Annotated in this window: 7 protein-coding genes and 3 tRNA genes; 4 read left to right on the forward strand and 6 right to left on the reverse strand. The window is 71.6% G+C overall.

The annotated features are described in order from the left end of the window. Nucleotides 1–25: 25 nt before the first annotated feature. The 4 genes from AB0E62_RS15065 to AB0E62_RS15080 all read right to left on the reverse strand — a co-directional run bounded on the left by AB0E62_RS15065 (nucleotide 26) and on the right by AB0E62_RS15080 (nucleotide 2,854). Nucleotides 26–1,708, reverse strand: coding sequence for a hypothetical protein (locus AB0E62_RS15065; protein WP_362192502.1), 1,683 nt, complete (start codon nucleotides 1,706–1,708; stop codon nucleotides 26–28). A gap of 740 nt (nucleotides 1,709–2,448) precedes the next feature. Then, nucleotides 2,449–2,525, reverse strand: a tRNA-Ile gene (locus AB0E62_RS15070). 177 nt (nucleotides 2,526–2,702) lie between these two features. Continuing rightward, a tRNA-Asn gene (locus AB0E62_RS15075) sits at nucleotides 2,703–2,775 on the reverse strand. Between the two features lie 6 nt (nucleotides 2,776–2,781). Further along, nucleotides 2,782–2,854, reverse strand: a tRNA-Asn gene (locus tag AB0E62_RS15080). Nucleotides 2,855–3,011: 157 nt separating this feature from the next. Here AB0E62_RS15080 and AB0E62_RS15085 point away from each other — a divergent pair. The 4 genes from AB0E62_RS15085 (at nucleotide 3,012) to AB0E62_RS15100 (ending at nucleotide 8,699) form a co-directional block, all read left to right on the forward strand. Then, nucleotides 3,012–3,305 carry a YtxH domain-containing protein gene (locus AB0E62_RS15085; protein WP_362192505.1) on the forward strand — a complete coding sequence of 98 codons (294 nt, stop codon included), beginning with the start codon at nucleotides 3,012–3,014 and terminating at the stop codon, nucleotides 3,303–3,305. Nucleotides 3,306–3,417: 112 nt separating this feature from the next. Continuing rightward, the gene (locus AB0E62_RS15090) at nucleotides 3,418–4,857 is read left to right on the forward strand and encodes an FGGY family carbohydrate kinase (protein WP_362192508.1); all 1,440 of its coding nucleotides are present in this window, start codon (nucleotides 3,418–3,420) and stop codon (nucleotides 4,855–4,857) included. A gap of 180 nt (nucleotides 4,858–5,037) precedes the next feature. Then, nucleotides 5,038–6,771, forward strand: coding sequence for an ABC transporter ATP-binding protein (locus AB0E62_RS15095; protein WP_362192511.1), 1,734 nt, complete (start codon nucleotides 5,038–5,040; stop codon nucleotides 6,769–6,771). Next, a complete protein-coding gene (locus AB0E62_RS15100; protein ID WP_362192514.1) occupies nucleotides 6,771–8,699 on the forward strand; it encodes an ABC transporter ATP-binding protein in 1,929 nt (642 codons plus the stop codon). The genes AB0E62_RS15095 and AB0E62_RS15100 overlap by 1 nt, the downstream gene beginning before the upstream one ends. A 30-nt stretch (nucleotides 8,700–8,729) precedes the next feature. Here the strand turns inward: AB0E62_RS15100 and AB0E62_RS15105 are convergent, their stop codons facing one another. Continuing rightward, nucleotides 8,730–9,890: an RNA polymerase sigma factor gene (locus AB0E62_RS15105; RefSeq protein WP_362192517.1), complete on the reverse strand. Its 1,161-nt coding sequence runs from the start codon at nucleotides 9,888–9,890 to the stop codon at nucleotides 8,730–8,732. A 265-nt stretch (nucleotides 9,891–10,155) separates the two neighbouring features. Continuing rightward, a complete protein-coding gene (gene dnaG / locus AB0E62_RS15110; protein WP_362192520.1) occupies nucleotides 10,156–12,063 on the reverse strand; it encodes a DNA primase in 1,908 nt (635 codons plus the stop codon). Nucleotides 12,064–12,068: the final 5 nt, after the last annotated feature.

Consider the following 12,068-nt stretch of genomic DNA (forward strand, 5'->3'; position numbering starts at 1 on the left):
GAGCGGACGCCGGGCCCGCCCACCGTCACAGCCCGTGCCGCTCGAGGATGCTCATCAGCTTCCGCCTGCGTTTCAGTTCTGTCCGCAGGCCTCCGAGATACGCGCCGAACACCTCCTCGGTGCCCAGCGCACGATGGCAGTCACGGACGCCCTGCAGCAGCCGTGCCAGGTGCTCGTAGGCGCGGTCCCCGGTCGGCTCCGTCGACCGCTCGACCAGCCGGAGGTACACGTCGAGCGCCTCACCCGGACGCGTCTCACGCGACAGGTCGGCGAGCCGCTCCCACTGGCGGTCGCCGGCCCGCCCGGCCGCCTCACGCCAGGCGGCGTCCAGGTCACCGTCGTCGATCAACGCGTCGATCAGAACAGGCCCGCCGTACCGGCCGCCCTGCTCACGACGGGCGTCCTCCCTCAAGGTGGCCAGCGCCGCCGCGCGTTCGGCCTCCCAGCAGTCCGCCGCCCGGGCGGCGGAACGCAGCTGCCGGTAGGCGGCCAGGGACCGCTCGACACGGAACCGGTCCCGCCGCACCGCGACCGCGTCCGCCGCCCGTCCCGTCTTCGCGTACCGGACGCACACGTACTCGACCAGACGGCCGTCGACGTGCGTCTCGGCGGCGCAGTCCCGCAGTCCCCGCCCCGCCCAGGCAAGCGCCTCGTCCGCGCGGCCCGCCGCTTCGAGTTCCTCGGCGATGCGCAGATGTGTGGCACCCGACGGTTCAAGGTCCTGGGCGTGCAGGGCGACCAGCGCGTCGACGTCACCGCCCGCCTTGACCAGGCGTTCCATCAGGTACCGCTCCGCCCGGCCGGACGGCCTGCGCCTGAGCGCCTCGGTCGCCAGCTGCCGCATTCGGGCCAGGCCGCTCGGTCCCAGCACCTCGGCGTAGTCGAGCGGATCCAGGTCCGTCACCTCACTGCCGTCGCCGAGCAGGTGGCCGACCAGCGACTCGGCCAGCCGGTCCGGATCGGGGCGGGCGGCCCCGCAGGCCTCCAGATGGGCCTTCGCCATCGCGGCGGCGGCCTCCCCGATCACACCGTCGGGGTCGTCGATCTCCCCGTACGCCTCCCCCAGCGCCCGGAGCGCCTCCTCGGCCAGGCCGACCGCCTGCGCCGCCTGCCTGCCGGCGATCAGGGCGCGCAGCGCGTCCGCCGCCTCGGCCACCTGCCGGGCATACCCAGCGGCATCCACGTACTCGATGTACCCGTACCGGGCGAACGGCCGGGGATCGATCAGGGCGACGACCCGATCCCGGACCGTGCGGAGGTCGGAACGAGCAGCGGCGGCCCGCAACTCCAGGCGCCGGCGCAGTTCTCGGTCCTCGGCGACGTGTTCCCGCACCAGCGCCAGGAGTTCGTCACGCGACAGCGCCGAAAGCCACCCTTCCAAGGTGGAAGCTCGTGCCCGCGCCGCGGCTCGCTGGTGTGGAATCGTCTTCGCCCGCCGCAGCACGGTCAGCCCCACCGCCACACAGTGCTTGCAGAAGTTTCCCTCCTGCCCGTACGGGCAGTCGCACCGCCCCGAGATCCCCTCGTCCCCGCCGTGGGTGAGCTCCACCTCGTAGACATCCGTACCGTGCACCACGGCGGTGACCGAGCCGTCCCCCACCTCCAGACCGCTCACCGCTTCCAGGTACCCCAGCCCCCGCTCGAAGGACCGCGTCCCGGCCAGCGCCCGCAGACCGTCCTCGTCGAATCCCACCGTCTTCCGTGCCACACCGGTATTCAACCGTGGAGCGGCAGGCCCGGGAGACCGACGATCTCGGCCGTCCGCATATGAGAGGCCGCATGCGACGACTGGCCCCCGAAGGCCCCACCCCGGAATGAGACCCGCGGCGCACTGCCGATCTCGCCACCACGGGCAGCCGTACGTTCCGCACCGTCAGCGGCCTGGAGTCGGCACCGCCGGACCTGTATCGCCGGTGCCTCCCGTGCGACGGCCAGCGGGGCCTGACACCGTCTCGGCTCCACGGGCGATGCGCGTCGGACGTCCGGGCGGCGGTTCAGGGCGTGTGAAAGGGGCGGCCACCCGGCCGGGTCCGCGGTCCCCCCGACGGTGCACTCAGCCAACAGTCGCTGGCGTCGTCCGACGGACCAGCCGGCACCCGCCTCCCGAACGGTGCGCACCGGCCCCGATCAAGGTCTCGTGTGCAGCCGCAGCGGTCTGACCGGCCGGAGGAGGCCGACCCACGAACCCCGGCCCCTGCTTCAGCGCGTCTCACACCGTTCCCGGGTGGGCGCCGGCGGCCGCAGCCGGGCCTGGTGGCCGTCGCCCGCCGCCACAGCGAGCGCATCAACGCCGGTCGTGTCGCCCCTGACGCGCAGGCCCGCGCACAGCCGTTCTGAAACCCCGCGTCCCCTGGCCACGGTCCCACTCCACTCCGCTGGCCCAGGATTCCGAATTCGGCAGCCCGAAAATACGTTTCCGCAGGTCAGAACGTTTCTCTGACCTGCGCTTGGTGGGGCGGGTGGGACTCGAACCCACGGCCGACGGATTATGAGTCCGCTGCTCTAACCGGCTGAGCTACCGCCCCATAGCGGCGTGTCGCGTACAAGTGTGCGCGCCGTCTGCCGCAGCATAGCCGCTCATACGATCTCCTGCCTCGGATGGTCGGCTTCCGCGCTGCTGCTCATGACCTTGAGGACAGCGCCGTGGGCGCGGCGGTTCCCGGGGACATGAAAAAGGACCCCTGAGGGGTCCTCGTTCAGCGCTCCCCCGACTGGACTCGAACCAGTAACCTGCCGGTTAACAGCCGGCTGCTCTGCCAATTGAGCTACGGAGGACCGAAGCTCCCCCGACTGGACTCGAACCAGTAACCTGCCGGTTAACAGCCGGCTGCTCTGCCAATTGAGCTACGGAGGATCGCCTCGTTGCATCGAACGTACCTACCTGGGTATTCGCCAGGGGGCGGCCGCTCGCTGCGACACATACATTAGCGCAAGCAGGGGGGTGCTCCGCCAATCGGTACCCTCGGCGCCAGCGCCGCACCAGATACCAACGCACGGGAAGGGTGGCAGCCATGCGCTACCGGCTCACGTTCCTCGCCGGTCTGGCCCTCGGTTACGTACTCGGCACCAAGGCCGGACGCGAGCGCTACGAACAGCTGAAGAAGTCGGCCCAGCAGATCGCGCAGAACCCCGCGGTCCGCAACACCGCCGAGACCGCCGCCCAGCAGGGCCGCGTCTACGCCGGCAAGGCGTTCCACACGGTCGGCGACCGCATCCCGGAGTCGGTGGCCCACCGGGTCCGCTCGCTGCGGGAGCGCAACGGCCACGGCACCCGCGAGGACGACTGGGGGACCGGCACCACCTGACCGGCGGCGCGGCAGGTCACGACGGGCCCGCGCCCGCCCCGCGACAGGCACCTCCTCCCCCTGGGGCGCCCTGGGCCGAGGCCGGGCGCGGCGGTACGGCAAAATCCTCCGCATGGGGATAGTCGCCGGCTTGGACAGCTCACCGGAGTTCACACGCATCGTGGTCTGCGACACGGACACCGGTGCCGTACTACGACAGGGGTACGCCCCGCATCCGGTGGAGGGCCGGCCCAGCGACGTCGACCCGCAGATCTGGCTGCTCTCCCTCGGTGAGGCGGCCGGCGGCGGGCTGCTGGAGGGGGTGCAGGCCATCGGGGTCTCGGCCCAGCAGAACGCCGTGGTCCCGCTGGACGCCCAGGGCAACACCGTCCGCCCGGCCCTGGTCGGCGGCGACAAGCGCGCGCAGGTCGCCGCCGCCGATCTGGTGGACGCGCTCGGCGGCCGGGAGGCCTGGGCGCAGGCCGTCGGCTGTGTGCCGGGCGCCGCCCAGCCGGTCACCAAGCTGCGCTGGCTGGCGAAGAACGAACCGGAGCACGCGCAGCGCACCGCCGTCCTGCTCCAGGCCCACGACTGGCTGGTGTGGCAGCTGCTCGGACGGCCCCTGCGGCGCACCACCGACCGCGGCGGGGCCTCCGGCACCGGGTACTGGTCGGCGGCCACCGGCGCCTGGCGCCCCGACCTGGTCGAGCTGGCGCTCGGCCACCAGGCGGTGCTGCCGGAGGTGATCGGTCCCTCGGACGCGGCCGGCACCACCCCGGAGGGGCTGCTGATCTCGGCCGGCACCGGGGAGACCATGGCCGCCGCGTTCGGGCTGGGCCTGGGCCCCGGGGACGTGGTGGTGTCGCTCGGCGCCTCCGGTTCCGTGACGGCCGTGCACCCGGAGGCGCTCGCCGACCAGTCCGGGATGATCACCTCGCTCGCCGACGCCACCGGCATGCACCTGCCGGTGGTCACCACCCTGAACGCCGTACGCGCCCTGCGCGGCACCGCCGAACTGCTCGGCCTGCCGGACCTGGAGAGCCTGTCCGAGCTGGCGGTGAAGTCCACGCCGGGGGCGCACGGGCTGGTGCTGCTGCCGTACCTGGAGGGCGAGCGGACGCCGAACCTGCCGCACACCGCGGGCACCCTCGCCGGGCTGCGGCGCGAGTCGATGAAGCCCGAGCACCTGGCGCGGGCCGCCTTCGAGGGCATGCTCTGCGGGCTGGCGGACGCGCTGGACGTGCTGCGCGGGCGGGGCGTGGAGGTGCGCCGGATCTTCCTGCTGGGCGCCGCCGCGGAGCTGCCCGCCGTCCAGGCCTCGGCGCCGTCGCTGTTCGGCGCGCAGGTCGTCGTGCCGCAGCCGGCGGACTACGCGGCGATCGGCGCGGCCCGGCAGGCGGCCTGGGCGCTCGGGGTGTCGCAGGGCACCCTCGATCCGCGCACCCCGCCGGCCTGGCAGGGCGCGGCGGCGCAGGTGCTGGAGCCGGGCGAGGAACTGGCCCTCGGACAGGCGGTGCGGCAGCAGTTCACGGCGGTGCGGGAGCAGACCCACCCGGGGGCATTCCGTCCCTAAGGGACTTGCCAGGTCTTATCAGGACCTATCGGGACTTAACGGGCGTTAACTTGCCGAAACCATCGGCCAGTAGAGGAGAAACCTTCGGGTTAATCGGTTGAGGTAACGCGGGTGGAGTGTCCGACGATGGGGGCCAAGGGCAACCGACCAGCCCCTGTCGCCGACCCCGAGAGACGTAGCGTGCTCATACGACTTCTACGGACCTACCTCAGGCCCTACAAGAAACCCATCGCCCTCCTGGTGGTGTTCCAGCTCCTCCAGACCTGCGCGACCCTCTACCTGCCCACCCTGAACGCCGACATCATCGACAACGGTGTCGTGAAGGGCGACACGGGCTACATCCTGTCCTTCGGCGTCCTGATGATCGGCATCTCGCTGGTCCAGGTCGTCTGCAACATCGGAGCCGTGTACTACGGCGCCCGGACCGCCTCGGCGCTCGGCCGGGACGTGCGCGGTGCCGTCTTCGACCGGGTGCAGTCCTTCTCCGCGCGTGAGGTGGGTCACTTCGGGGCGCCCTCCCTCATCACCCGTACCACCAACGACGTCCAGCAGGTCCAGACGCTGGCCCTGATGACGTTCACCCTGATGGTGTCGGCGCCCATCATGTGCGTGGGCGGCATCGTGCTCGCGCTCGGCCTGGACGTGCCGCTGTCCGCCGTGCTGGTCGCCGTCGTGCCGGTGCTCGGCGTCTGCGTGACCCTGATCGTGCGCCGGCTGCGCCCGCTGTTCCGGTCGATGCAGGTCCGGCTGGACACGGTCAACCGGGTGCTGCGCGAGCAGATCACCGGCAACCGGGTGATCCGCGCCTTCGTCCGGGACTCCTACGAGCAGGAGCGGTTCGGCCGGGCCAACGCGGAGCTGACCGACATGCAGCTGGCCACCGGCCGGCTGCTGGCCCTGATGTTCCCGATGGTGATGACGGTGGTGAACCTGTCGTCCATCGCGGTGGTGTGGTTCGGCGCGCACCGCATCGACAGCGGCGGGATGGCCATCGGCGACCTGACCGCGTTCCTCGCCTATCTGATGCAGATCGTCATGTCCGTGATGATGGCGACCTTCATGTTCATGATGGTGCCGCGCGCCGAGGTCTGCGCCGAGCGCATCCAGGAGGTGCTGGACACCGAGTCCAGCGTCGTGCCGCCGGCGGCCCCCGTCGCCCGGCTGCGCTCCCACGGGCACCTGGAGATCCGAGGCGCGGGCTTCCGCTATCCGGGTGCCGAGGAGCCGGTGCTGAGGTCCATCGACCTGACGGCGCGGCCCGGCGAGACGACGGCCGTGATCGGCTCCACCGGCAGCGGGAAGTCGACGCTGCTCGGGCTGGTCCCCCGGCTGTTCGACGCCACCGACGGCGAGGTGCTGGTGGGCGGCGTGGACGTGCGCGAGGCCGACCCGGTGCTGCTCGCGAAGACCGTCGGGCTGGTCCCGCAGAAGCCGTACCTGTTCGCCGGCACGGTCGCCACGAACCTTCGCTACGGCAATCCGGACGCCACCGACGAGGAGTTGTGGCACGCGCTGGAGGTGGCGCAGGCCAAGGACTTCGTGACGAAGCTGGAGGGCGGCCTGGACGCGCCGATCGCGCAGGGCGGCACCAATGTCTCCGGCGGTCAGCGGCAGCGGCTCGCCATCGCCCGGACGCTGGTGCAGCGCCCGGAGATCTACCTCTTCGACGACTCCTTCTCGGCGCTCGACTACGCCACCGACGCCGCCCTGCGCGCCGCGCTGGCCCGGGAGACCGCCGAGGCCACCGTGGTGATCGTCGCCCAGCGGGTGTCGACCATCCGGGACGCGGACCGGATCATCGTGCTGGACGAGGGCCGGGTGGTCGGCTCCGGCCGGCACGCCGAGCTGATGGCAGCCAACCAGACCTACCGGGAGATCGTGCTCTCCCAGCTGACGGAAGCGGAGGCCGCCTGATGGCCGGGCCCATGGGACGCATGATGGCCGGGGGCGGCCCCGACCAGCGCTCGATGGACTTCAAGGGGTCGGGCAAGCGGCTCGTCGCCCGGTTCCGCCCGGAGCGGCTGACGATCTACGCCCTGCTGCTGTGCGTGGTCGTCAGCGTGGCCCTGAGCGTGGTCGGCCCGAAGATCCTCGGCCGCGCCACCGACCTGGTCTTCTCCGGCATCGTCGGCCGGCAGATGCCGCACGGTGCCACCAAGGAGCAGGTGCTCGACTCCCTGCGCGAGCGCGGCCAGGGCCGGGTCGCGGACATGCTCAAGGGCACCGACTTCACCCCCGGCAAGGGCATCGACTTCACGGCCGTGGGCGAGGTTCTGCTGCTCGCCCTCGGCACCTTCCTGGTCGCCGGCCTGCTGATGGCGGTCGCGACGCGGCTGGTCAACCGTGCCGTGAACCGCACGATGTACCGGATGCGCGAGGACGTGCAGGCCAAGTTGTCGCGGCTGCCGCTGTCGTACTTCGACAAGCGCCAGCGCGGTGAGGTGCTGTCCCGGGCGACCAACGACATCGACAACATCGGGCAGACCCTCCAGCAGTCGATGGGACAGCTGATCAACTCGGTGCTGACCATCGTCGGCGTGCTGGTCATGATGTTCTGGGTGTCCTGGATCCTGGCGCTGGTGGCCCTCGTCACCGTCCCGCTGTCGTTCGTGGTCGCCACCCGGGTCGGCAAGCGGTCGCAGCCGCACTTCGTGCAGCAGTGGCGCTCCACCGGCACGCTCAACGCCCACATCGAGGAGATGTACACCGGGCACGCCCTGGTGAAGGTGTTCGGGCGGCAGGATGAGTCGGCACAGCAGTTCGCCGAGCAGAACGAGGCGCTCTACCAGGCCGGGTTCAAGGCGCAGTTCAACAGCGGCATCATGCAGCCGCTGATGATGTTCGTGTCGAACCTGAACTATGTGCTGGTGGCGGTCGTCGGCGGGCTGCGGGTGGCCTCCGGTGCCCTGTCGATCGGTGACGTACAGGCGTTCATACAGTATTCGCGGCAGTTCTCGATGCCGCTGACGCAGGTCGCGTCGATGGCGAACCTGGTGCAGTCCGGGGTGGCCTCCGCCGAGCGGATCTTCGAGCTCCTGGACGCGGAGGAGCAGGAGGCGGACCCGGTGCCGGGCGAGCGGCCGGCCGAGCTGCGCGGACGGGTGTGCCTGGAGCACGTGTCGTTCCGGTACGACCCCGAGAAGCCGCTGATCGAGGACCTGTCGCTGACGGTGGAGCCGGGACACACGGTGGCGATCGTCGGCCCGACCGGCGCGGGCAAGACCACGCTGGTCAACCTCCTGATGCGGTTCTACGACGTCTCGGCCGGCCGGATCACCCTGGACGGGGTGGACATCCGGAGGATGACCCGGGACGAACTCCGTGCCGGGATCGGCATGGTGCTCCAGGACACCTGGCTGTTCGGCGGCACCATCGCGGAGAACATCGCCTACGGCGCCGCGCGCGAGGTCACCCGCGGCGAGATCGAGGAGGCGGCGCGGGCCGCGCACGCCGACCGGTTCATCCGGACGCTGCCCGACGGCTACGACACCGTGATCGACGACGAGGGCACGGGCGTCAGCGCCGGTGAGAAGCAGCTGATCACCATCGCGCGGGCGTTCCTGTCCGACCCGGTGATCCTGGTGCTGGACGAGGCGACGAGTTCCGTGGACACGCGCACGGAGGTGCTGATCCAGAAGGCGATGGCCAAACTGGCGTCGGGCCGTACGTCGTTCGTGATCGCGCACCGGCTGTCGACGATCCGGGACGCGGACACCATCCTCGTGATGGAGAACGGGTCGATCGTCGAACAGGGCGCGCACGCCGAGCTGTTGGCGGCCAGCGGGGCGTACGCCCGGCTGTACCAGGCGCAGTTCGCACAGGCCGTGGCCGAGGTGGACTAGGCGCGGGGGCCGCCGCCCGGCGGCGGCCCCTCAGTCCAGGTAGCCCCTCAGCTGTTCCGCGAAGGTGTGGTCGCGGAGCTTGCTGAGGGTCTTCGACTCGATCTGGCGGATCCGCTCCCGGGTCACGCCGAACAGCCGGCCGATCTCCTCCAGCGTGCGCGGGCGCCCGTCGGCCAGGCCGTAGCGCAGCTGTACGACCTTCCGCTCGCGCTCCCCCAGCGTGGACAGCACCGCGTCCAGGTGCTCGCGCAGCAGCAGGAAGGCGGCCGACTCCACCGGGCTCGCGGCGTCGCCGTCCTCGATGAGGTCGCCGAGGGCGACGTCGTCCTCCTCGCCGACCGGTGCGTGCAGCGAGACCGGCTCCTGGGCGAGGCGCAGCACCTCGCGGACCCGCTCGGGCGACAGGTCGAGATGGGCGCCGACCTCTTCGGCGGTGGGTTCGTGGCCGCGTTCCTGGAGCATCCGCCGCTGCACCCGGACGACCCGGTTGATCAGCTCCACCACATGCACCGGGACGCGTATCGTGCGCGCCTGGTCGGCCAGCGCCCGGGACATCGCCTGGCGGATCCACCAGGTGGCGTAGGTGGAGAACTTGTAGCCGCGGGCGTAGTCGAACTTCTCCACGGCCCGGATGAGACCGAGGTTGCCCTCCTGGACGAGGTCGAGCATGGTCAGGCCGCGGCCGACGTACCGCTTGGCGACGGAGACGACCAGCCGCAGGTTGGCCTCGATGAGTCTGCGCTTGGCCATCCGGCCCATGACGACGAGGCGGTCCAGGTCGAGCGCCAGTTCGCTGTCCAGGTCCGGGGTGGTGCCGAGCTTCTCCTCCGCGAAGAGGCCGGCCTCGACCCGGCGGGCGAGTTCCACCTCCTCGGCGGCGGTGAGCAGCGGGATGCGGCCGATCTCGCGCAGGTACTGCCGGAACAGGTCGGCCGAGGGCCCGCCGGACTCCGCCCGCGCGACGACCGGGACCTCGGCCTCCACGGGCTCGTCCGGCTCCGACTCGTCCGGCCCCTCCGCCTCTCCCGCGGCCTCCTCCGCCTCCTCGGCGGCCGGCTCCGGGTCCAGGTCCCCGGCCCGGTCCCGCGGGGGTACGGCCACGAGGACGCCGGTCTCCGCGTCGGGCTCGTCCGGGTCGGTGCGGGTGGCGCTCGTACTGCTGTCGGTCTGGGCGAGGGTCCGGGTCTGCACGGGGGGCGACCTCCAGGATGATCGCTGCGAAGCCGAGCGGCAGCGTGCGCTCCGAGGCTCGGGCACCGCCCCCAGTGTGGGGTACGACACAACACCGCCACGAGGGGCGTGCGGTGACTTTTTGCATCCGTCCGGTGACCGGGCGGTTATGCGACTCGTCGGACTATGCGACCGGCAACTGCGGGCCGCGGAACGAGGGGGATGGACATGCAGGTGATCCGCGCCCTGCGCCGCCCGGGCATCCCCAAGGGGGACGGCTGACCCGTCAGAGGGCCTCCGCGCCCCGTTCCCGCAGGGCCTGGTCGTACTGCTGGAGGACCCAGAGTTCGTTCTGGACGGCGGTCAGCTGGGCGGGGTCGCCGCCGGTGGCGAGGCGGGTCATCTGGGACTGGATGTCGCGGATGCGGCGCTCGACGGCGCGGCGGCGGATCTGGACCAGGACCGTGCCGGCGTAGGTCTCGTCCACCGTGCGGCGCAGGATGGGCTCGACGGCCAGCTCCGTGACCATGGAGCGGACCGTGTCGTCCGGGGCGGCCTCGCGCACCCGGACCAGGTACTCCTGCGGGTCGGGCACGCCGTACTCCGCGCCGCCCGCCTCCGCGATGGCCAGCCGTACGGCGGCGTACGGCGGTGCCGTGAACTCGTCCACGCCGTACGCGTCGAACGCCGGGGAGACCAGCTCGGGCCGCTGGAGGGCGAGCTTGAGCAGTTCGCGTTCGGCGGCGTAGACCGGGTTGCGCAGGGTCAGCGCCGGGCCGGAGTTCGCCGGGCGTGGCGCCTCGGCCCACTGCCGCTCGTCCGCGCGGCGCCGGTCGGACCGCTGCGGCCCCTTGCCGCCCTCGCGCGCCCAGCGGGCCAGCTGGGCGACCCGGCGGACCACGAACTGGGTGTCGAGGATGCCCAGCATCCCGGCCAGCTCCACGGCGACCTCGTGCTGCGCCCCGCTGTTCTTGATCCTCGCGACGACCGGCGCGGCCTCGTCCAGCGCGGCGGCCCGCCCGGCCGGGGTGTCCAGGTCGTACCGGCCCACGATCTGCCGGAGCGCGAACTCGAAGAGGGGGGTGCGGGGTTCGACCAGGTCGGCGACCGCCTCGTCGCCCTTGGCGAGCCGCAGGTCGCAGGGGTCCATGCCGTCGGGCGCGATCGCGATGTAGGTCTCGGCGGCGAACTTCTGGTCGTCCTCGAAGGCCCGCAGCGCCGCCTTCTGCCCGGCCGCGTCCCCGTCGAAGGTGAAGATCACCCGCGCGCTGCCGTTGTCCATCAGCAGCCGCCGCAGGATCTTGATGTGCTCCCCGCCGAAGGCCGTGCCGCAGGTCGCGATGGCGGTCGTCACCCCGGCCAGATGGCAGGCCATGACGTCGGTGTAGCCCTCGACCACCACCGCGCGGCTGGTCTTGACGATGTCCTTCTTCGCCAGGTCGATGCCGTACAGCACCTGACTCTTCTTGTAGATCGCCGTCTCGGGGGTGTTCAGGTACTTCGGCCCGTTGTCCGTCTCGTACAGCTTGCGGGCGCCGAAGCCGACGACCTCGCCGCCGATGTCCCGGATCGGCCACATCAGACGGCCGCGGAAGCGGTCGATGGGACCCCGGCGGCCCTCCTGGGCCAGCCCGGAGAGGATCAGCTCCTTGTCACTGAAGCCCTTGCCGCGCAGATAGCGGGTGAGGTGGTCCCAGCCCTGCGGGCTGTAGCCGACCCCGAAGTGCACGGCGGCGGCCTGGTCGAAGCCGCGCTCGGCGAGGAAGACCCGGCCGGCCTCGGCCTCGGCGCCGGTGGCGAGCTGCTCGGCGTACCACTGCGCGGCGATCTTGTGCGCCTCGACCAGGCGGATGCGCTCGCCGCGCTGGTGGGCCGGGTTGTACCCGCCCTCCTCGTACCGCAGCGTGATGCCGGCCTGTGCGGCCAGCCGCTCGACCGCCTCCGAGAAGGTGAGGTGGTCCACCTTCATCACGAAGGTGATGGTGTCGCCGCCCTCCTGGCAGCCGAAGCAGTGGAAGAGTCCCTTGCTGGGGCTGACCTGGAAAGACGGCGACTTCTCGTCATGGAACGGGCACAGGCCCTTCAGGTTGCCGCCGCCCGCGCCGCGCAGCTGGAGGTACTCGGAGACCACGGCGTCGATCGGGACCGCGTCCCGAACCGCCTTCACGTCCTCGTCGTTGATCCGTCCTGCCACGGATG

The organism is Streptomyces sp. NPDC038707, assembly GCF_040636485.1.
Classification (GTDB): Bacteria; Actinomycetota; Actinomycetes; order Streptomycetales; family Streptomycetaceae; genus Streptomyces.

Excerpts from the sequence above, each read along its gene's own strand:
- AB0E62_RS15100 (WP_362192514.1), top strand. The coding sequence starts at position 6,771 with ATGGCCGGGCCCATGGGACGCATGATGGCCGGGGGCGGCCCCGACCAG.
- AB0E62_RS15090 (WP_362192508.1), top strand. The coding sequence starts at position 3,418 with ATGGGGATAGTCGCCGGCTTGGACAGCTCACCGGAGTTCACACGCATC.
- AB0E62_RS15085 (WP_362192505.1), top strand. The coding sequence starts at position 3,012 with ATGCGCTACCGGCTCACGTTCCTCGCCGGTCTGGCCCTCGGTTACGTA.